General features: G+C 68.7%; 17 protein-coding genes and 3 pseudogenes. 14 read left to right on the top strand and 6 right to left on the bottom strand.

Annotated features, from left to right (window positions below; all coding sequences use genetic code 11):
- Nucleotides 1-221: 221 nt before the first annotated feature.
- Nucleotides 222-776, top strand: a complete 555-nt coding sequence (locus tag ACIBLC_RS40735; RefSeq protein ID WP_399216550.1) for a DM13 domain-containing protein — start codon at nt 222-224, stop codon at nt 774-776.
- Nucleotides 777-909: 133 nt separating this feature from the next.
- On the opposite strand, the gene ACIBLC_RS40730 is transcribed toward ACIBLC_RS40735, so the two are convergent.
- Entirely contained in the window at nt 910-2,457 is a 1,548-nt protein-coding gene (locus tag ACIBLC_RS40730) for a SulP family inorganic anion transporter (protein ID WP_399216549.1), read from the bottom strand.
- 378 nt (nt 2,458-2,835) lie between these two features.
- Here ACIBLC_RS40730 and ACIBLC_RS40725 point away from each other — a divergent pair, with 378 nt between their 5' ends.
- A complete protein-coding gene (locus tag ACIBLC_RS40725) occupies nt 2,836-3,237 on the top strand; it encodes a MerR family transcriptional regulator (protein ID WP_399216548.1) in 402 nt (133 codons plus the stop codon).
- A 658-nt stretch (nt 3,238-3,895) separates the two neighbouring features.
- Entirely contained in the window at nt 3,896-5,101 is a 1,206-nt protein-coding gene (locus tag ACIBLC_RS40720; protein ID WP_399216547.1) for a lactonase family protein, read from the top strand.
- 291 nt (nt 5,102-5,392) lie between these two features.
- On the opposite strand, the gene ACIBLC_RS40715 is transcribed toward ACIBLC_RS40720, so the two are convergent.
- Nucleotides 5,393-5,905 carry a hypothetical protein gene (locus tag ACIBLC_RS40715; RefSeq protein ID WP_399216546.1) on the bottom strand — a complete coding sequence of 171 codons (513 nt, stop codon included), beginning with the start codon at nt 5,903-5,905 and terminating at the stop codon, nt 5,393-5,395.
- A 218-nt stretch (nt 5,906-6,123) separates the two neighbouring features.
- Between ACIBLC_RS40715 and ACIBLC_RS40710 the strand changes: the two genes are divergently transcribed.
- The 8 genes and pseudogenes from ACIBLC_RS40710 to ACIBLC_RS40675 all read left to right on the top strand — a co-directional run bounded on the left by ACIBLC_RS40710 (nt 6,124) and on the right by ACIBLC_RS40675 (nt 11,511).
- Nucleotides 6,124-6,417, top strand: coding sequence for a nuclear transport factor 2 family protein (locus ACIBLC_RS40710; protein WP_399216545.1), 294 nt, complete (start codon nt 6,124-6,126; stop codon nt 6,415-6,417).
- Between the two features lie 81 nt (nt 6,418-6,498).
- Nucleotides 6,499-6,762 (top strand): hypothetical protein, encoded by a 264-nt coding sequence (locus tag ACIBLC_RS40705; RefSeq protein ID WP_399216544.1) that lies wholly within the window; start codon nt 6,499-6,501, stop codon nt 6,760-6,762.
- Entirely contained in the window at nt 6,735-6,893 is a 159-nt protein-coding gene (locus ACIBLC_RS40700; protein WP_399216543.1) for a cation:proton antiporter, read from the top strand. The genes ACIBLC_RS40705 and ACIBLC_RS40700 overlap by 28 nt, the downstream gene beginning before the upstream one ends.
- A 23-nt stretch (nt 6,894-6,916) precedes the next feature.
- Nucleotides 6,917-7,441 (top strand): annotated as a pseudogene (locus tag ACIBLC_RS40695) (hypothetical protein); the annotation flags it as partial.
- Between the two features lie 267 nt (nt 7,442-7,708).
- A complete protein-coding gene (locus ACIBLC_RS40690) occupies nt 7,709-10,054 on the top strand; it encodes a nitrate- and nitrite sensing domain-containing protein (protein ID WP_399216542.1) in 2,346 nt (781 codons plus the stop codon).
- Nucleotides 10,051-10,521 carry a roadblock/LC7 domain-containing protein gene (locus tag ACIBLC_RS40685; protein WP_399216541.1) on the top strand — a complete coding sequence of 157 codons (471 nt, stop codon included), beginning with the start codon at nt 10,051-10,053 and terminating at the stop codon, nt 10,519-10,521. The genes ACIBLC_RS40690 and ACIBLC_RS40685 overlap by 4 nt, the downstream gene beginning before the upstream one ends.
- Nucleotides 10,518-10,910 (top strand): DUF742 domain-containing protein, encoded by a 393-nt coding sequence (locus ACIBLC_RS40680; RefSeq protein ID WP_399216540.1) that lies wholly within the window; start codon nt 10,518-10,520, stop codon nt 10,908-10,910. The genes ACIBLC_RS40685 and ACIBLC_RS40680 overlap by 4 nt, the downstream gene beginning before the upstream one ends.
- Entirely contained in the window at nt 10,891-11,511 is a 621-nt protein-coding gene (locus ACIBLC_RS40675) for a GTP-binding protein (RefSeq protein WP_399216539.1), read from the top strand. Before ACIBLC_RS40680 ends, ACIBLC_RS40675 begins: the two co-directional genes overlap by 20 nt.
- Here the strand turns inward: ACIBLC_RS40675 and ACIBLC_RS40670 are convergent.
- Nucleotides 11,465-11,913, bottom strand: a pseudogene (locus ACIBLC_RS40670) (hypothetical protein). The gene ACIBLC_RS40675 and the pseudogene ACIBLC_RS40670 overlap by 47 nt on opposite strands.
- A 546-nt stretch (nt 11,914-12,459) precedes the next feature.
- On the opposite strand from ACIBLC_RS40670, the gene ACIBLC_RS40665 reads away from it, so the two are divergent.
- Nucleotides 12,460-14,037 carry a discoidin domain-containing protein gene (locus ACIBLC_RS40665; RefSeq protein WP_399216538.1) on the top strand — a complete coding sequence of 526 codons (1,578 nt, stop codon included), beginning with the start codon at nt 12,460-12,462 and terminating at the stop codon, nt 14,035-14,037.
- Between the two features lie 5 nt (nt 14,038-14,042).
- On the opposite strand, the pseudogene ACIBLC_RS40660 reads toward ACIBLC_RS40665, so the two are convergent.
- The 3 genes and pseudogenes from ACIBLC_RS40660 to ACIBLC_RS40650 all read right to left on the bottom strand — a co-directional run.
- Nucleotides 14,043-14,220: pseudogene (locus ACIBLC_RS40660) on the bottom strand (hydrolase); the annotation flags it as partial.
- Nucleotides 14,221-14,586: 366 nt separating this feature from the next.
- Nucleotides 14,587-15,264: a response regulator gene (locus ACIBLC_RS40655; RefSeq protein WP_399216537.1), complete on the bottom strand. Its 678-nt coding sequence runs from the start codon at nt 15,262-15,264 to the stop codon at nt 14,587-14,589.
- A complete protein-coding gene (locus ACIBLC_RS40650; protein WP_399216567.1) occupies nt 15,265-16,440 on the bottom strand; it encodes a sensor histidine kinase in 1,176 nt (391 codons plus the stop codon).
- Nucleotides 16,441-17,157: 717 nt separating this feature from the next.
- Between ACIBLC_RS40650 and ACIBLC_RS40645 the strand changes: the two genes are divergently transcribed.
- Together ACIBLC_RS40645 and ACIBLC_RS40640 are read left to right on the top strand one after the other, a co-directional pair.
- Entirely contained in the window at nt 17,158-18,648 is a 1,491-nt protein-coding gene (locus ACIBLC_RS40645; protein ID WP_399216536.1) for an alpha/beta hydrolase, read from the top strand.
- Nucleotides 18,649-18,692: 44 nt separating this feature from the next.
- Nucleotides 18,693-19,346, top strand: coding sequence for a hypothetical protein (locus ACIBLC_RS40640; protein WP_399216535.1), 654 nt, complete (start codon nt 18,693-18,695; stop codon nt 19,344-19,346).
- Nucleotides 19,347-19,475 lie beyond the last annotated feature (129 nt).

Below are 19,475 nucleotides of genomic sequence, written 5' to 3'. Positions count from 1 at the left end.
CGTTCGCGCAGGCCGGGTCTGCAGAACAACGACGACGACACCGCCACTCTGAGCAATGCGTGACTGGGGTCTCATCGGTGTTGAGGTGGTCGTTGGCCTCCGGCTGTGCGCGACGCCCGCAGCGTAAGGATTCCGTCATCACCTGAGGGTGCGGGACGGCTGCCCGTATTCGTTGAATCGGAAGACGGACGACATAGGGAATGCCAGAAGGTGGGACAGGGATGGCGCGTGTGTGGAAGGCACTGACCAGGCCGTTGGTCATCGCGGTGCTGGTGGTGGCGGTCGCTGGGGGCTTCGGGCTGTACTGGTTCCAGCCGTGGAAGCTGTGGCAGGACGAAACCGTCGAGGAGGCACTGCCCGGAGTGGCGGAGACTTCCGCTCCTTCCGCTGCGGCGCCCTCGGCCGAGCCCTCGGCCCCTGGTCCGCAGACGCTGGCGACCGGTGAGCTGCTCAGCCACGAGCACGCGACATCGGGCGCGGTGAAGCTCGTACGGCTGGTTGACGGCTCTTATGTCGTCCGGCTGGAGAACCTCGACACCAGCAACGGGCCGGACCTGCGTGTCCTGCTGACCGATGCACCGGTGAAGCCGGGTCGGGCCGGGTGGCACGTCTTCGACGACGGGGAGTACGTCAGCCTTGGCAAGCTCAAAGGCAACAAGGGAAGCCAGAACTACACCGTGCCCAGGGACGTGGATCCGTCGAGCTACAGCAGCGTGAGCATCTGGTGCGACCGTTTCGACGTGTCGTTCGGCGCCGCGCAACTGGCTCGCGTCTGACAGTGGTGGGGACTGGCGACCGTGCGCGGCGCTGAGCCCAGCGCGTCGACCGTCTGGTCCGCGTGGCTACCCGCGACGGACTGCCCGCCGTGACCATGTCTGCGATCGCTGCCGAGTCGGCGCCGCGTGTTGGTCATTGGCTGCCGGCGAGTTCGCCGCTGAGCTTCTTGTGGATACGGGCGCTGGGTTCGTTCAGGCCGATGATTTCGACGGTCTTGCCGCGCTGGGTGTACTTGGTCTCGATGGCGTCCAGGGCGGCGACGGACGAGGCGTCCCAGATGTGGGTGGCGGAGAGGTCGATGACGACCCTGTCGGGGTCGCCCGCGTAGTCGAACCGGCCGACCAGGTCGTTGGAGGAGGCGAAGAACAGCTCACCCGTGACCCGGTAGACCATCGTGCTGCCGTTCGGGTCGGTGATGGCGGTGACCTCGGCCAGGTGAGCGACGCGCTTGGCGAAGATGACCATCGCGGTGATCGAGCCGACGACGACGCCGATGGCGAGGTTGCTCGTGGCGACCACACACGCGACGGTGATCACCATGACGCTGATCTCCCCGGCCGGCATGCGCCTCAGCGTCTTCGGGGCGATGGAGTGCCAGTCGAAGGTCGCGAACGACACCATGACCATGACCGCGACCAGGGCGGCCATGGGGATGTCGGAGACAACCGGCCCGAAGGCGATGCACAGCACCATCAGGAACGCGCCGGCCAGGAACGTCGACAGCCGGGTACGGGCGCCGGAGACCCGTACGTTGATGATCGTCTGGCCGATCATGGCGCAGCCTCCCATGCCGCCGAAGAAGCCGGTGACGATGTTGGCGACGCCCTGGCCGATCGACTCACGGGTCTTGGAGGAGCGGGTGTCGGTGATCTCGTCGACCAGCTTCGCGGTCATCAGCGACTCCATCAGCCCGACCAGCGCCATGGCGAGCGCATAGGGGGCGACGGTGGTGAGCGTGTCCAGGGTGAAGGGCACGTCCGGCAGGCCCGGTACCGGAAGAGAGGAGGGCAGCTCTCCCTTGTCGCCCACGGTCGGCACCGCGATGCCGACCGCGACGGTGATGAGCGTGAGGGTCACGATGGACACCAGCGGGGCCGGGACCACCGTGGTGGCTTTCGGGAAGAACACCATCAGTGCCAGCCCGGCGGTGAGCAGCGGATAGACGGCCCACGGCACCCGGGTCATCTCCGGTACCTGGGCCATGAAGATGAGGATGGCGAGGGAGTTGACGAAGCCGACCATCACGCTGCGCGGCACGAACCGCATCAGTTTCGCCACCCCGAGCAGGCCGAGGACGATCTGGAAGACGCCGGCGAGGATGACGGCGGCGACGAGGTAGCCGAAGCCGTGCTCGCGGTTCAGTGGGGCGATGACCAGGGCGACGGCGCCGGTGGCCGCAGAGATCATGGCCGGTCGGCCGCCGACGATGGCGATGGTCACGGCCATGGTGAACGAGGCGAAGAGGCCGATCGCCGGGTCGACTCCGGCGATGACCGAGAACGAGATCGCCTCCGGGATCAGGGCGAGGGCGACCACGAGACCGGCGAGCACCTCGGTGTGCAGCACTTTCGGGTCGGACAGCCAGGTGGGACGTCGGGAGCCACGCAGCCACGTGGCTGGGGACAGTGCGGGGGAGTGCAAGGCGAGAGGAACCTGTCGTGCTCGGGGCACACCCGGCATCACGCGGGCGCGCAGGAAGGCTTGGAGCGCCGGGGTGGCGATCCACGAAGTCCGCGAGCGGCGCGGACCGAAATCAGTGGGCAGCGGCGAAGCGACCTGCGAGGGAATCGGGCGCAGCCTGAGGGCGAAGGGTCACGGCGGACAGGCAGCGGCGCCGGGCGGCACGGACATGCGCACGCTCTCTCCTGCGGACTGAGGTCCTTGCCGGGGGCTTCGGCGGCCCCGACACGGCTGATGTTCACGGGACGGCTACCCGCACCACGGGAACGGGCACGGCAGACCGACTGGCCCGACACCGAGGAGACTCTACTCTAACGTTAGAGTAGAGATCGGCGGCGCTCGCCCACGGCCGCAGTGAGAGACGAGGAAGGCCCCCGCGTGAGCAGCGAGCACATGCAGATCGGCGAGGTCGCGACACGAACCGAACTGTCACTGCGCACCATCCGGCACTACGAGGACACCGGCCTCGTCATCCCCTCTGCCCGCTCACAAGGAGGCTTCCGCCTCTACACCGAGGCCGACGTCGCCCGCCTGATGGTCATCCGCCGCATGAAGCCGCTCGGCTTCACCCTCGACGAGATGCGCGCCCTGCTCGAGGCCACCGACCGCATCGACTCGGGCGAGGAACTGCCGCCCGTGGTCCGTGAGCAAGTGCTGGACCGCATACGCGGGTTCGAGCAGGCCGCACAGCAGCGGGTCGCCGATCTGCGTACGCAGCTGGCCCGGGCTGAGGAGTTCGCGACCAGGCTGGCGGAGCGCCTGACGACGACTCCCGCCTGACAACCAGTGCGCTGATCTGGGGCGCACTGCCTGTAGTGCGCGACGGGCCGGGCGGCGCGCTGACTTGCGTGCCGGACAGTGAGTCGTCGCGTAACCGAACTCCTCGGAGCCGGGCGGAGTGCCGTCCTGCCCTTCGGGCGTACCCATGCCGCCGTGCCTTTGAGCGGTCACGTTCCCTCTACTCCGCGGGTCCTCAGGCAGTGGGGACGCAGTCTCGTCGCCGGGAGTGCCGAGTGGATCCGTGGTCGTCGGGGCGCCCTCGGTCTGTTCGGGCCTGTGGTGCGGGGGATGAGCCGTCCACGCTCACAGCTCATCCCCCGGTAGCTCGTCCGCAGCGAGGCTGCCTCGAAACTCTGCCGATGTCACTCCTGGGCGCAACGGCAACGGCAACGACCGTCGGTCGGCTCCCCTGCCTGATCATTGCTAGTGCAAAATGAGATGGCCAGTCATTCCGGCCGCTTTCCGGGAAGTTCTCCGACGGGTCCGGCCAGGGTCGGACGAGTTGAGAACCGTTCCCGTGGATGGTGTGCCAGGGGGGCAGACCTTACGAGAGCCTGACGTGGTGGTGAAACCCCTCGTGGCCCGCTCGTCCCGCAGGCAACTCTGGTGCTGCACGCCGCCGGTTCGTGGTGGCGGCGGAGGTCCGAGGAGCAAATGCATGAGCAGGCACACCAGGCGCAGGTCATCGCTACAGGTTCGGTTGACCGTCGCCGGAGCCGGGATCCTCGCGGCGGTGGCGGCCGCCACCACGGTGAACTTCGCCTCCGCCGGGGAACCCCAGCAGTCCGGGCGCACTGCCAAGGCCGACCATGCCGTGTTCGTGCAGGGCAACGAACTCGCCGCCAACACCATCCACGTCTTCGAGCGCGGTGACGACGGCGCGCTGAGGGCCGCGGGCAACTACGTGACCGGTGGCAAAGGAGGGGACCAGGTAGACGCGCCCACCGACTCGCTCGCGTCCCAGAGCTCCCTCGTCTACGACGACAGGTCGGGCTTACTGCTGGCGGTCAACGCGGGCAGCGGCACCGTGACCTCGTTCCGGGTCCAGGGGCAGAAGCTGACGAGTCGTCAAGTGGTCTCCTCCGGCGGAAGTTTCCCCGCGTCGATCACCGTCTCCGGCAAGCTGGCGTACGTCATGAACGCGGGAGGGGAAGGCAGCGTCAAGGGATTCCGGATCACCGCGAAGGGCCTGGTGCCGCTGAGCGGTTCACATCGCTCGCTGGGTTTGGACAACGAGAAGGTGCCGCTGTTCAGCAGCTCGCCCGGCCAGGTCGCGTTCACGCCGGACGGCCGTGCGCTGGTCGTCACCACCAAATCGGCGAACACCGTCGAGGTCTTCCCGATGCGGCGTGACGGACGTCCCGCCCAGCGGCCGGTGGTCAACGACTCGGCCGGCGGCGTGCCGTTCGCGATCACCTTCGACGAGGGCGGCCGGATGCTGGTGGCCGAGGCCGAGAAGTCGACGGTCAGCACGTACAAGGTGCGCGCCGACGGAACCCTCAAGGTCGTCCAGCAGCCGCTGGCCAACGGCCAGAACACGCTGTGCTGGCTGGAGCGCGCCGGTGACTTCTTCTACGGTGGCAACACCGGCAACTCCACCGTCACCGGTTACCGCACCGACCGGCACGGAAAGCTCCTGCTCACCAACGACGTCGGCATCGCCACCCCGCCCTCCGCCATGTCGCAGGGCGTGATCGACCTGGCGGTGACCCGGGACGAGCGGTTCCTCTACGTGCAGAACGCCGTCTCCGGCACGGTCGACGGCTTCCGCGTGGGCAGGAACGGCTCGCTCATCAAGGTCACCACCGCCACAGGGCTGCCCGCCTTCGCCGAGTCCGGCATGGAGGGCATCGTCGCGGTGTAAGAAAGCGGCCACCGCGGCCCGTGACGCCCCGGACATCCTTGTCCGGGGCGTCACGCGTGTGAGCATCCGTGCTGACAGTGTCCGGCGGCATCGAGGCGGACGAAGGTGACGGTTCGTCCGGGGATGCCGCCGGGGAGCGAAGAGACGCTCTGGCGGAACTGCCGAGCTGCTGCGCCAGCCCTCGGCCCGTTCGGCGAGGTCTTAGTCCAAGAACAGCCTCGTCCAGGAACGTCCTCGTCCGAGATCGAACCGTAGGGCCCTGTCCGGTCCTTCAGGAGAGGCGCGTCTCCGTCAGGCGATGCGCGTTCCTACAGGAGATACGCGACCGCGCGGAAAGCCGCGTCGAAGGCCGCGTGCGTGTAACTGAAGGCCTCCGCGTCCGAGTTCGCGAGGGCGATGCGGCCGATCGGCCGGCGGGCCTTGGCGTACGGTCGCTGGGACTCGGGCTGGAACAGCCTCTGCCGGATCGAAGCCGAACGCGCCCAGAGAACGGGCCATCGAGTCGCGGATCTCGCACTCGAAGTCCTCGAAGGCCATGGGGATGAGTGTCCGGCGGCCCGCCTTGTGCTGTTCGCGGCAGATCAGTCCGGGCGAGTTGGGAGTGGTCGACAGGGAGACGACGGTGGGCACTTCGGGGCGGTGCGGCATCGTGAAGTCATCGGTCTCGGTGACCGTGGGCAGGCCGAAACTGGAGAGGAACATCGACGAGGTGCTGACGCGGGAGACGCGGGCGGTGGCGAAGGCGTGCCAGTCGCGCAGCGCGACCCGCGCGTACACCAGCGGCACCTTGTTGCCGTAGCGCATGGCGGCGATCTGCTCCGCCGGTAGTTCGCCACCGCGCGCGCACCACGATCTGACCGGGACCTGGCTGGAGTGCTGGAACCCGGCTGGTTGTCCAGTGAGGGCCGGTGCCGCAGAAGAGGTCGGTCATGCTCGGGGTGCTCCCTCGCGCTGGGCGGGAGTCAGCTGCTGCGGCGCCTGCGGGTGCGGGTGCGGGTGGCTATGTACTGGGCGGAGGTGACGTGCTCGACGACCTGCTCGGCGAGGGTTTCACCCTCACCCACATGACGGGCTATGTGCAGCCCAAAGCCGAGTGGCTGGCCGCGATGAAGGCCGGGCAGTTCGTCTACCACTCCATCCACGAGGTGGACACGGTGCTCGACCCTGACGACGGCACGGCCCGTCTGACTGTCCGGACCATGACCGACGCGAAGGTAGACGGAAGCCGGACCGACTGGCGATTGCTCCTGACCACCGACTACGGCCGACGCGGCGAGACGTGGATCCCCCTGAGAACGGTCGCCACGACATGGTGACCCGCAGCAGCCGAGGGACCAGGAGAGCCCCAAGGACTTCCATGAACCCAACGACCCCAACGGCCTCGAGGAGACTGAGTCGTGGCGGCCCTTGAGTTCGTCGTGCTGCTCGGATGCGCTTCGTTGGTGAGCGGCGCCCTCGCCCACCAGCTCAAGGTGGCCACCCCCGTACTGCAACTGGCCGCTAGCGTCCTGCTGCTCTGCGAGGCCGAGCTGCCACCAGAGGTGCTGCTGCTCGTCTTCCTGCCGGTGCTCCCGTACTGGTCGCATGGCTCGGCATCCGGCTACGCCACCTCGTACGCGAGCTCGGCGAGACGATGCTCGACAACCTCACGATCACCCTGATCCCGTTCAGCGCCTATCTGCTGGCCGAGCAGGTCGAGGCGTCGGGCGTGCTCGCGGTCGTGGTGTGCGGGCTGATCATGAGTCAGGGTCGGCCCGAGCCTGGCGAGGGCCGAGGCCCGGAGTATCGGTGACCTTCGGATGGGTGCGGGTCTCTTTGAGGGACGGCGCTGGGGTCGACGTGTCTGTCGGGGTGGTGTCCCGGCAGTCCGGGTTCGGGGCGGTGTTCCTCGCGATCGACGAGTGCAGTTCGTTCGGCACGAGCAGCTTCAGCGAGGTGCCCTGCTCGGGCGAGCGCGCGGCCGCGCGGGTCATGGACCGGCACAACGGCCGAGTCGCGAACGGGCCACTCCTGCCCCGGGACCAGCGACTTCGTCCTGCACATCAGCGAACGGCGGCCCGCGCAGGACGAGGACGGTGACGGGACCACCGCACAGGGCGTCGCCTGTATGCGCAGCATCCGGTCGCCGCACCCCGGGGACCCGGGCGGCGGAGGCAGGTCGCGCACACCATCGTCGGGGACTGTTTCTACGGCACCGGCACCGGCACCGGCGGCAGCCAGGTCCGCGAGCCCGTCTGCGACGGGAAGGCGGAGAACGCACTCGGGTATGAGGTGACCGAGGCCGTCAACGTACAGGCCAAGTGCCCCGCGGACACCGCCCTTTACGTCCGGCTCGGCGGGGAGCATTCGCGAGCTGCGTTCAGCCGCTGTGAGAGAGATGCGCCGCAGAGTGGTCTCTTCGGGACAATATCGGCAATGTATCAATCAGCCGAACCGTATTGAGATCGTTTATCCAGTCTGTAGGCTCCCCTCTGTCATGACTCGGACCACCGCTCCCAGTAACGGTCCGTCATCACTCACACGCCGGGGACCCCAGTGGCACTCCACACACGAACCTCACCAGCCGCGAGCCGTCCGACAGGTCAAGAGACGGTTCCCAAGCGTCGGATGTCGCTGCGGACGATCCTGTTCGCACTCGCCCTGGTGCCCTGCCTCGTCCTGGTCGCCCTGGCAGTGACGAACTCGGCCCAGCAGTACGGGGAGTGGCGTGAGGTCCACGATCGGCAGGGGTCGACTGAGCGCTTCACCGAGCCGCTCCTGGGCGTCATCTCCGCTGTGCAGACGGAGCGGCGGCTGACCTCGATGGCGCTGTCGGCTCCCCGGGCGGACCGGTCCGAACTGACGCGTCAGCGTGGGCTCACCGACACAGCCGTGCGGCGCCTCGACGCGCTGTCCGGTTCCGTACCGGAGGATCTCGGCGAAACGTTCCGGAAGCTCGACCGGGCCATGGGGCGACTGCCCGACCGGCGCGACGCCCTGGACCAGGGATCCGCCGACCCGGAGCAGACCCTCGACGACTACACCGAGATCATCACCTGGGACCTGGAGATGTTCGAGGGTTTCAGCAACGTGGGCTTCGGCGAACAGGCCGAGCTCGGCCGGCCGACGTTCGACGCCGCGTGGGGCCTGGAGATGATCGCGCGCGAGGACGAGATCATCGCCTCCGGGGTGGCGAGCGGCCGGCTCACCGATGAGCAGCGCTTCCAGCTCGCCGGTGCGATCGGCGCTCAGCGGCACATCTACGACGACAAGATCGTGGCACAGCTGCCCGCGCCGTTGGCCAAGTCCTACGAGAGCGTGCTCTCCAGTGCCGACTGGAAGGAGAAGGCCCGGATCGAGACGGGCCTCCTCAGCACCAAAGAGGAGGACGAGGCCGGCCGGACCCCCGTGGCCGCCTCGGTCGGCCAACAGTGGCAGCAGGTCCGCACCGACATCACGCCCGAGCTGGAGAAGGCCGGCGACGCAGTCGCCTCCGACCTCGACGCCGTCACCAACGGCGAACTCGACGGCCTGGTGCAAACTTTGATCATCACGGCCGCAGCGAGCGCGGCGGCGGTGATGCTGCTGCTCCTGTTCACGCTGCGTCTGACCGGAATCCTGCGCCTGCGGATCTTCGCGCTCCGTTCGGAGGCACTGGAACTGCAGACTCGGCTGCCCGACATGGTGGAGCGGCTGCGCCGGGGGGAGAAGGTCGACACCGACGCCGAACTGCCCGAGATCCGCCACGCCGACGATGAACTCGGCCAGCTCGGCCAGGCTCTCAACCAGGCCCGGGGTTCGTCCCTGGAGATCGCCGTACGAGAGGTCGAGTTGTACCGCGGCTTCGAGCGCCTGCTGCAACGTATCGCCAGGCGGACCCAGTTGCTTATCGGCATGCAGCTCAGGCGACTCGGTGAGATGCAGCGCCAGCACGAGGACCCCGCGGTCCTCGAAGGTCTCTTCGACCTCGACCACCTGGCGGCCCGGCTGCGCCGCTACGAGGAGAACCTGGTCATCCTCGGCAACGGACAGCCACAGCGCCGCTGGCGCAGGCCCGTACTACTGCTGGACGTCCTGCGTTCCGCGCAGAGCGAGGTGCAGGACTACCGCCGCATCCGGATCGACATCGACGTCGAGGCCTGGCTGTCCGAGCGCGCCGTCGGTCCCGTGGCACACGTGCTGGCGGAGCTGATGGAGAACGCGGTGTCCTTCTCCAAGCCGCCGACGCCGGTCGAGGTGACCGTGTCCCAGGTGGGCCGCGGCGTCGCGATCGAGATCGAGGACCGCGGCATGGGCATGGAGCCCGAGCAGTACGACGCGGCCAACGCGCTGATGGCCGCACCGCCCCGGATGGACGTCATGTCCCGCGCCGACGACGCCCGGCTGGGCCTGTACGTCGTGGCCCGGCTCTGCGCCAACCTGGGTCTCAAGGTGGAGCTGCGGCCCTCGTCCTTCGGGGGCACCCGGGTGGTCGTCCTGGTGCCCGGGGAGCTGATCACCGACGGAGGACCGCTCCCGGAGGAGATGCCGGCCGACGCCTTCCCTTACCCCGACCAGCTCGCGCTGCACAGCATGCCCGCTCAGGCGGACACCCACCCCGATCTCCGGCCGCGGCTCCGGCCGGGCGACCGGGAGGAGCTCACCCGTCCGCTCGTCGGTCCCTGGATCGAGCCGCAGGCCCGGCCCGCTCCGGCTCCGGAACCGAGGCTCGCCAACGACCCACTGCCCCGGCGGGTACGGCAGGCCAGCCTCGCCACCGAACTCCGGCAGCCTCCCGCCGCGCACCCCGAGGAGCCGTACGCGGACCCGGCCGAGGCCCAGCCCTTGCCCCGTCGGAACGGGGCACGCCCCGGCGCCACTGTCGGCGCCTTCCAACGCCAGTCCCGGGCCGCCCGGCTCAGGCACACCCCCGATCACCAACCCAACGATCCCGCACCGGGACCCGAACGGCCCCGGAAGGAAGACGGACGATGACTCTGCGAAGCACTGCCACCAACTCTGATCTCGACTGGCTGCTCGATCGTCTGGTCGACCAGGTTCCGGGCACCCGGAACGCCGTGGTGTTGTCCGACGACGGTCTGGTCGTCAGTCAGTCCAGCAGCATCGCCCGGGTAGACGCCGAACGCCTGGCGGCCATCGCCACTGGGCAGCAGAGCCTGGCGCGAGGAGTCGGCGAGGTGTTCGGAGGCGGTGCGGTCCGCCAGCTGATCATCGAACTCGACGAACTGTGGTTGTTCATCAGCTCCGCCGGCCGGGGCACCCACCTGGCGGTCGTCGCGGACCAGGAGGTGGACGCGGAGGTGATGGCCGTGGCGATGGACACCCTCGTACAGCAAGTGGGACAGCATCTGGGCACCGAAGTACGGGTCGTCCAGGGGCATACGCAGGACTGGGGATCCTCCCGCTCCGGCGTGGCAGGAACGGGGGGAGGACGTGAGTGAGACACTGGGCCGACGCGGCGGCGGACGACGATGACTCCGAGGAAAGCCTGGTCAGGGCATACACGATCACCCAGGGTCGCACCGCCTCGGTGCGGGGCGACCTCACCCTCATCACGGTGATCGCCACTGTCGTCGGCCTCGTCGACCAGCAGGGTGACCGAGGCCTGCAACCCGAACACCGGTTGATTCTGAAGCAGTGCCGCACACCCGTGGCGCTCGCCGAGGTCTCCGCCATGCTGCGGCAGCCCATTGCGGTCACGAAGATCCTCGTCGACGACCTGCTCGGCATCGGACGAGTGGCGATCCGGCCACCGCTCACGGTGGTGGCCGGCGAGGAACCGGACTTGATTCTTCTTCAGGCGGTGAAGGATGCCCTACTCAGACTCTGACGAACAGCAGACCGGGGTACCGGTGTCGGAGGCGGCCACGGCACCCGCCGCGATGAAGATCCTGATCGCCGGCGGGTTCGGCGTCGGCAAGACCACCATGGTCGGCTCCGTGAGCGAGATCCCGCCCCTGAACACGGAGGAGCAGCTGACCGTCGCGGGCCTCGGGGTGGACGACCTCGACGGGGTGGAGGACAAGACCACCACAACCGTGGCGCTGGACTTCGGCCGGATCACGGTGAGTTCCGAGCTTGTCCTGTACCTCTTCGGCACCCCTGGTCAGGAACGCTTCTGGTTCATGTGGAACGACCTGGTGCACGGTGCCCTCGGTGCCGTCGTCCTCGCGGACACCCGGCGACTCGAGAGCAGTTTCGCGTCGATCGACTTCTTCGAGAGCCGCCGCGTCCCTTTCGTGGTCGGAGTCAACTGCTTCCACGGACTGCAGGACCGCACCGTGTCCGAGGTCAAGGACGCACTCGACCTCGACCCGGCCGTCCCCGTGGTCATGGGCGACCTGCGCGAACGACGGGCGAGCCGGGATCTGCTGCTCGCCCTCGTCAACCGGCTGATGGGCGGTCGCGTGCCGCTCCCGATCCGCCATTGACACAGCGGTGCGGTCCGGGACAGCGGCGTCGGCCCGCGTGCACGGTGACCGGGCCGGCCCTGCGGACGTAGCGGCCCTGGTCGACGACCGGGCGGTTGCCGTGCGCCTGCACACTCACCGACATCGTTCTTCGGCCGTCGACGCGCTTCGGGACGGTGACGCACAGAGGTAGCCGCCGCGCTTGTGGACGCGCACGAAGCCGGTGGAGAACGGCAGCGTCCTCACCTTGCGGCCTCCGCAGGGGGCGGTGGCGACCGCTTGGGCCTTGTCGGCAGGGTCGGTGAGCGCAAGCAGCCCGGCCTCATTTCGGACAGGGTGCGCCGCCCTGGGCCGCCTCCTGGACGGCTCCGGTGCCGGGGCGCCCTCCGGATTCAAGGCCGTGGTCAAGCACGCGAACGGCATCCGCTTCACCTGGACGGACCATACGTCCGACGAGGCGCCCTTCCTCCCGGAGGCCCATACACCGGGAGTCCCGTGTACGAGCCCCTCGTGGCCCTCCTGCCGAACACCAACTCCACGGGACTGATAACCCTCCTACGGAGAAGTGGGCGTCCTACCTCCCAACGTAAAGAAGCCCTGCACGCCCTCCTGGCGCGCGCCGCATACGGGGTATACGAGTCTCTCCGACTACAGCGCGCCCGCGTGCGCTCCATCACTGCGCGCCGATGCGATGCAGCCCGCGACCAACGCCACACGCCAGCTCAACCTCGACGACGCAGACGACAAACCCCTCACGATCGAGGCCATCGCCGCCCGGGCCACGCCCGATTCGGACACCGCGTCGCCCGAAGTCCCGTCGCTGGGGGTCGATTCACCGGCGGGGCAACTGCCGGGTCTGTGGTGCTCTTGGGACGGGGGTGAAGTGCCGTTGTCAGAGGGGTCCGTTAGCGTCTCCGACAACCGCCCGGCAGCGGACGGTCTGCACAACGACCATGAGGAGAACCGCAGATGGACCCTGTTCTTGTCGAATTCGCCACCCGGCCAGCCGAGTTGACGAACGCAGTCGTTCGCCATCACCGTAGCGTCATCGCCTCCTCGTACGTCGTCGTGGCGGCCGGCGGCCACCTCAAGGTCGACTTCGTGGTGGAAGCCGGGGAAGACATCGCGGACACCGTGCTGCGCGTCGCGGTGCTCGGCGCTGCCGTCCCCCTGGACGTCACGCTGAACGACGAGATGCTGATGGAGGGGCTTTCACTGCCCGACGACGGGGATCCGGGTGACCTGCGGGAATACCTGATGAGTGTGCCCGGCAAAGCCCTGCACCAGGGCGTGAACGTCCTCCGGATACGCAACGCCGACAACGCCGACACGGGCGACGGCCTGCTCCGGGTGCGCACGATCACGGTGGAGCCCGCCGAGGAAGCCGGCCGCGCGGAGCGCATCCTCGCGGAGAGGAAGGGCGCGCAGACCGTCTGGACCTTCGCCACCGAGCGGCGCACCCTCGACGCGCCTACCTGGCAGCCGGGGCCGCGACTGCTGTTCCACCTCGACCGCGGGGAAGGGGAATCCGCTGCCCGGCTGTCGTGGCGGGGGACCGACGGCGCTGAATCGGCCGTTGCGTTCCGCAGCGACCTGTCCGGCTTCCATGGGCATTTTCGGACCTCAGACGGTGTCATCGGCGAACTGCGCGGCACGCTCACCGGGCGCAGGGCAGTCGCCGCGGACGGTACCTCCGAGGTCGTCGGGCGGTATTTCGCCACCGAGGAGGAGCATGATGGCGTGTGGCGCCCCGTCGGCCGACTGTGTCTGCTGCTCGACGACGGCGGCGCGCCGGTGGAGCGTGTGACGTGGAGCGACCGTAAGGGAGACGCGACCTCGCTTACTCTGCGGACCGCGGTCACCGGGATGTCCGGCCCGTCGGCCACCGGCGAACGCCGGGACGTCACCGGCAAGGTGTCCAAGGTGGAGGCCAGCGAGGAGTTCGAGGACTGGGGCGAGGTCGCGGCCAATCTCCTGCACAAGGCCAGCAGCAAGTGGCTGGCCCACGACGATTCCGCCGACCTCGAGTTCACCTTCGACAGTCCTGTCGTCGTCACCGCGTACAGCCTGACCTCCGCCAACGACTGCCCCGATCGTGACCCGTCGGACTGGCTGCTCGAGGGCTCCCACGACGGCGGGACCTGGGCACGACTGGACGCGCAGGACAACGAGCGATTCAACAGGCGCTTCGACACCAGGGAGTTCTCGTTCCCCAATTCCCTGGGCTACCGGTACTACCGCCTGCGTATCACCGCCAACTGCGGGGGCGATGAGACCCAACTGTCCCGAGTGCAGTTCTATGGCGTCGAAGGCGCCGACACACCCCCGCAGCCCGGCATCTCCGACTTCGTCGGCTACCGGCACCACGTCGGATCGGAGCCCGTGGGATACCGCGGCACGAGCGTCCCCACCCCCGTAGCCGGATCGGTGGAGGAGGACGGCACGGGCGCTGAGCAGTTGCTTGCCGGAGACTTCTCCGCGACTGCCCGGAGCCTGCAGGACGCCGCACACCTTCTTGACCGGCTGACCCAGTACCTGCGCCCCTGACATCCACCCCTCCACGCGCTCCTCGGGCAGCCCGAGAACGGCCCGGGCGTCGGAACTCACGGCGTCGTACACGTCCTCGGGCCGCAGGCCGTGCCGCGAGGCCAGCAGGTAGGCGGCCTCCAGCGGGTCGCCGCGGCCCACCAGGTTCGCCACGTCGTGCAGCGTGCCGCTGCCTGCGGCGACAACAGGATCTCTGACGAACGAGGACTGGAGGCTCAGCTGCCGGTGACCGGGCGGGCGGCGCGGTGGGCGGTGGGCCGGCCACCGGAGGGTGATCAACGAGATCTTGATCCGTGAGCGGACGGGGATCCCGTGGCGAGACCTGTGCGAACTGGTGAATCCGTCACCGCCCGACCCTCCACGGCGGTGTGATCCGGCTACCCGACCAGCGGTAATCCGCTTGAACGGGTGTCCGGTGGACATGCAGCCTATGGCGGTGATTCCCGAGCTGGCGCCTGGCTGTCTGAGCTGGGTCGAGGCGGACCCCGACCGTCGTCCCTTCTCCCACGCCGATGCTGCGACGCTCCTGAGCTTCGCCTCGTCGCGGAGTTATTCCTCCGCGTCGCGGACCAGCAGTGCGATCTGTACGCGGTTCTCCACCGCCAGCTTGGCGAACAGGTTGCCGGTGTGCGCTTTGACGGTCGCGACGCTGATGTTCAGCCTCTGGGCGATGTCCGGGTTTCCCAGTCCGTCCGCGATGGCCCGAGCGGTTTCGAGTTCTCGCACGGTCAGTGCGGCAAGCTGTTTCCGTGCCGCTTCGCGGGACGAGTGACGAATGTGAGGGGACTGCGGACCGGTGGCCTCGGCGATCACTCGTGCCGTGGCCGCCGCGGACAGCGCGGGGTTGCCGTTCGCGACGGTCCGTACCGCGTCGAGGATCTGCGGCGGCGGAGTGTCTTTGAGGACGAACCCGAGCGCTCCGGCGCGCAGCGCGTCGAGCAGCAGTTCGTCGGAGTCGAATGTGGTCAGCATGAGGACCCGGGGCGGCGCCGGCCGGGTGAGCAGTTCCCGGGTGGCGCTGAGACCGTCACGGCCGGGCATCCGTACGTCCATCAGCACGACGTCCGGCCGCTGCTCATCGACCACGGCAATCGCGGCATCCCCGTCGGCCGCCTCCGCGACGACGGTCAGGTCCGGTTCGCCGTCGATGACGAGCCGCAGCGCCATGCGCATCAGCTGCTCGTCGTCGACGATGACGACACGCACCAACTCCCGCTTGCTGTCCACTCATACGCTCTTTTCGTGGGTCGGGTAGGGCCAGGGTAGCCGTGCGGTGAGGACGTATCCGTTGTCGTGCGTGGGGTGATGACTGAGGCTTCCGCCTGCGAGGTCGACTCGTTCAACGAGGCCGAGCAGGCCGAATCCGGATGCGGGCGGTTGCGTGGTCTTCGTCGTGGCTGACGAATTGTGAACGCTGACGTCGAGTCCGTCGCCCGCGGTTCCCTGGAGTGTGATCCGGATGTGTGCGCCTGGAGCATGCTTGGCGGCGTTGGTCAGTCCTTCTTGGACGACCCGGTAGCAGGTTCGCCCAACGGCGTCGGAGGGGGTTCCTGTCACGGTGGTGGTGAGCGTGACGTCCAGTCCGGAGGTGCGGGCGTCGGCCACCAGGGCGGGGATTCGCTCAAGTGAGGGTTGTGAGACTTCCTGGTGGTCCTGGTCGGCCCTGAGTACACCGAGGACATCCCGCAGTTCTTCCAAGGCCTGGTGGGAACCCTCGGCGATGCCGCGGACCAGTACGCGCTTCTCCTCGGATCTGAGATTTTCGCGGTGGTCCAGCACTCCCGCCTGCATGGCGACCAGGGAGATGCGGTGGGCGAGTACGTCGTGCATCTCACGCGCGATCCGGTTGCGTTCCAGGGCCCGTGCCTGCGCCGCTCGTGCGGTCTGTTCCCGTTCCGCGATCTCCGCCCGTTCCCGCAAGGACCGCACTTCGACGCGCCGCGCGCCGATGGCCATACCCACGGCCACCGCGATGCCCGCCGTCAGTGCCGGGAACGCGAGCTGCCACCACAACGAACCGGCCGAACGCGGGATCGGGTAGAGCTCGACGGCGAACTGCGACGCGGTCACGAAGGCCAGCACGACGACGCCGATCTCCACCGGGCGACGACGGGTGGAGATCGAGCACAGCGCCATAAGCGCGGCGCCGGTGGCCATTGACGACGCGGTCGAGGCGATAGTGACCGTCAGGGCGATGGCGAGCGGGAACCGCCGACGCCACACAAGCGCCGTCAGGCAGCCGAGCGCCACCAGCGGATCACCGATGAGAAACCAGGAGCCCGTTTCGGCCGACTGCCACTTCAGCAGTACACCGGTGGAGAGCCAGACCGGTACGCCGACCGCCGCGGCCCCGGCCAGCCGCCAAGTCTGCTGCCACCAACCCAGCCGTGCCGCGACGTCCATGTTCACCTCGTCATTATCGCGAAACGTGCGGACTGCGAGCCAGACCAGGGCGGATACCCCCCTAGACCAAAGTCGAACCGCCACCTCGCCCGGGGTCGAAGACGTTTCGGGCCGCCAGTCCGATGTGTCGGCCGCACCGCGCGGACCAGACTCGTTCACGTGCTGAGACAACCGGACACGAGACGGAGACGCGCGATGAGCAAGGGCGGCAGCAGAACCCTTGAGGCGGTCGGGCTGGTGACTACGGTCCTGGCCGCCCAGACGGTGATGTGATCCGCGGCCTGTTCGACCCGGATTTCGAACTGCTCTGGGGCAGCCACACCTGGGCCCCCGGCGGACGGAGGGACCAAATGATCCTCCGCGGAGTCATCGCGCTCGTCGCAGCGGTGTCCGGTGGCTGGGCACACACCGGCGGCGACCGGACACCGGCGGAGACCGGGCGTCGGCGGACACCGGACCAGCCGCTGATTTGGGGGCAATGCGCAGCCGCGAAACGGTCTGGCGCCGTCCGGGCTGACCCGCCCCAGCTACACAATCGAACAAATGAACGCAAAATAGTACGGCAGGCGCGGACTATTCCTGACAGAAACTCCGGGATCAGCCCCATCGTCGGAGCGCCGGACGGAGGCGAACGGCCGGTTCGGCCATGGCCCGCGGCTGACGCCGAGCGGTCGCCGTATTCCGGCGCCTCGCCACCCTTTTTCAGGAGGACATCAGATGAACCGAACCTTGCCTCTCGCCCTCGCCGCGATCGTGGTGGCGACGGCGACAGTGGCGGCGACGGCCGCGATCGGAGGACCGGCGGCAGAGCCCGACAAGGCGGCCACGCCGGACGCGCTGCGGTGGGGCCCGTGCCCGAAAGATCCCGTCGCACCTGGTCTTGACCAACTTGAGTGCTCGACGCTCGACGTCCCGCTGGACTACCGGGATCCGGACGGCCGGCAGGTCGAGATCGCGATTTCCCGGCTGGCCAGCAAGAAGCCGTCACAGCGTCGCGGCGTACTGCTGACCGATCCGGGCGGCCCCGGCGCCACAGGGCTCGACTTCCCGGGCGTTCTCGCCACCACGGGGCTGCCACAGAAGGTGATGGACTCCTACGACGTGATCGGCTTCGACCCGCGCGGTGTCGGCCGCAGTACGCCGGTGACCTGTGATCTGACAAAGGAGCAGCGGGCACGCGGCAACTTCCCGCCGTACGCGCACTCCGCGGCCGATGTCGCACGGGAGGCGACGAACGCACGGAAGATCGCCAAGCAGTGCGCGACCTCGGAGACGTCGTGGATGCTGCCGCACACCACCACCGCGAACACCGCGCGTGACATGGACCGGATCCGGGCGGCGCTGGGCGAGCGGAAGCTCTCGTACCTCGGTCACTCCTACGGCACCTACCTTGGCGCGGTGTACACGACGCTGTTCCCCAAGCGCAGCGACCGGATCGTGCTCGACAGCAACGTGGGCCCCAAGGGGTACGACGTCACGGCCATGCGGCTGTTCGGCCGTGGCCTGGAGGACCGGTTCCCGGACTTCGCGAAGTTCGCCGTCGCGCACCCCGAGTACAAACTGGGCACCACACCGAAGCAGGTGAGGGCCAAGTTCTTCGCTCTCGCCAAGCGGCTGGACAAGAAGCCGGCCCACGGCATGGACGGGACGATGTTCCGTGCCGTCACGTTCGGCAGCCTCTACAGCGATGGATCCATGCCGCATCTGGCCGAGGTCTGGCGGGCGCTCGACACGAATCAGACGCCGCCGCCGGAACCGCAGGTGCCGAACGCGGAGAACTTCATGTCCTTGCGCTTCTACGTGGTCTGCGGTGACACACGCTGGCCGGATTCGGTCCGCGACTATCAGCGCAACGTCGCGGTCGACCGGCTGCGGTACCCGATGCTGGGCGCGTCCACGGCGAGCGTCGGACCGTGCGCGTTCTGGCCGGACGAGAGGGTCGAACCGCCGGTGCGGATCGGTGACCGAGGGCCGTCGAACGTACTCCTGCTGCAGAACGAGCGCGACCCGGGATCGCCGCTGGTAGGCGCCCAGAAGCTGCGGCGGGCATTCGGGAACCGGGCCACGCTGGTGACCGCCGACCAGGGCGGACACGGCATCTATCCCTGGGGCCGTAACACCTGCGTGAACGATTCCGCGACCACGTTCCTGACCACCGGGGAGCGGCCGAAGCGCGACCTCGCCTGCGCGGCGGTACCGGCCAAGTAAGGCCCGCACGGCCGAGCCGAACGAGTAGTGAGGGAGCGGGAGCCATGTTCGAAACGTCGCGGCATCGTCGGGCTGTGCGGAGGGTCAAGCCCGGGGACGGGCGAGCGCTTAAACAGTTCCGCTGGTGGCAGTCGCTCAGCCGCGTACTGCTCTACCTGCGGCTGAACGGCGACGACGGCCGGCAGACCGTCTACGCCGTCGACGCCAAGCGGTGGGGAGATCAGCAGACCGGCGAGTTCAAGGCCGATCTGTACCTCCATGGCAGGCATCACGCCCGGGCAAAACTCCCTGCCGCCTTTCCCGTCCCGGGCGGCGCCATCGAAGTGAGGATGAGTACCTTCGGGCTCAAGCGCTGCCATTACGTCACCACCGAGGGGACGGAGTACCAGCTCGACCCCGACCCCCGCTCCGCCGAAGGACGCCGCGCCCGGTTCGACCGCGCGCATCCCGTGCTCAGTGGCCTCATCGGTTTCCTGTCGGCGACTGTGCTCGTCATCGCGCTGCTCCTCCTCATCCCGCAGATCGCCGAACCGCTCAGCGAGGTACCTCCCGTGGCCGAGCGCTTCGGGACGTTCACCTCACCCGTCCGTCTGCCGGCATGGCTCAACGTCACAGTCGTGGTCGCGAGCGTGGTGTCCAGCACGGAGCGGGCCCTGCGACTGCGCTACAGCAGGCTCCTCGACGGGGCGGCGGGCTGACCCCCGCCTTCTCCGCGCGGGGGTGGGGGGGGGGGGGGGGGGGCCCCCCCCCCCCCCCCCCCCCCCCCCCCCCCCGCGCCCCCCCCGGCGCCCCCCCCCCCCCGCCGCCGCCCCCCCCCGGCGCGCCCC

This window comes from Streptomyces sp. NPDC050535, from assembly GCF_044457665.1.
GTDB lineage: Bacteria > Actinomycetota > Actinomycetes > Streptomycetales > Streptomycetaceae > Streptomyces.
Note: the sequence above shows the minus strand (reverse complement) of the source record. Positions and strands in the feature narration are given on the sequence as shown.

Coding starts and splice junctions, on each gene's coding strand:
- ACIBLC_RS40715 (WP_399216546.1), bottom strand. CDS start 5,905: ATGCGCTACGGCAACAAGGTGCCGCTGGTGTACGCGCGGGTCGCGCTG.
- ACIBLC_RS40640 (WP_399216535.1), top strand. CDS start 18,693: ATGTTCGAAACGTCGCGGCATCGTCGGGCTGTGCGGAGGGTCAAGCCC.
- ACIBLC_RS40730 (WP_399216549.1), bottom strand. CDS start 2,457: ATGCCGGGTGTGCCCCGAGCACGACAGGTTCCTCTCGCCTTGCACTCC.
- ACIBLC_RS40700 (WP_399216543.1), top strand. CDS start 6,735: ATGCTCGACAACCTCACGATCACCCTGATCCCGTTCAGCGCCTATCTG.
- ACIBLC_RS40690 (WP_399216542.1), top strand. CDS start 7,709: ATGTCGCTGCGGACGATCCTGTTCGCACTCGCCCTGGTGCCCTGCCTC.
- ACIBLC_RS40735 (WP_399216550.1), top strand. CDS start 222: ATGGCGCGTGTGTGGAAGGCACTGACCAGGCCGTTGGTCATCGCGGTG.
- ACIBLC_RS40675 (WP_399216539.1), top strand. CDS start 10,891: ATGCCCTACTCAGACTCTGACGAACAGCAGACCGGGGTACCGGTGTCG.
- ACIBLC_RS40665 (WP_399216538.1), top strand. CDS start 12,460: ATGGACCCTGTTCTTGTCGAATTCGCCACCCGGCCAGCCGAGTTGACG.
- ACIBLC_RS40645 (WP_399216536.1), top strand. CDS start 17,158: ATGAACCGAACCTTGCCTCTCGCCCTCGCCGCGATCGTGGTGGCGACG.
- ACIBLC_RS40685 (WP_399216541.1), top strand. CDS start 10,051: ATGACTCTGCGAAGCACTGCCACCAACTCTGATCTCGACTGGCTGCTC.
- ACIBLC_RS40650 (WP_399216567.1), bottom strand. CDS start 16,440: ATGGACGTCGCGGCACGGCTGGGTTGGTGGCAGCAGACTTGGCGGCTG.
- ACIBLC_RS40720 (WP_399216547.1), top strand. CDS start 3,896: ATGAGCAGGCACACCAGGCGCAGGTCATCGCTACAGGTTCGGTTGACC.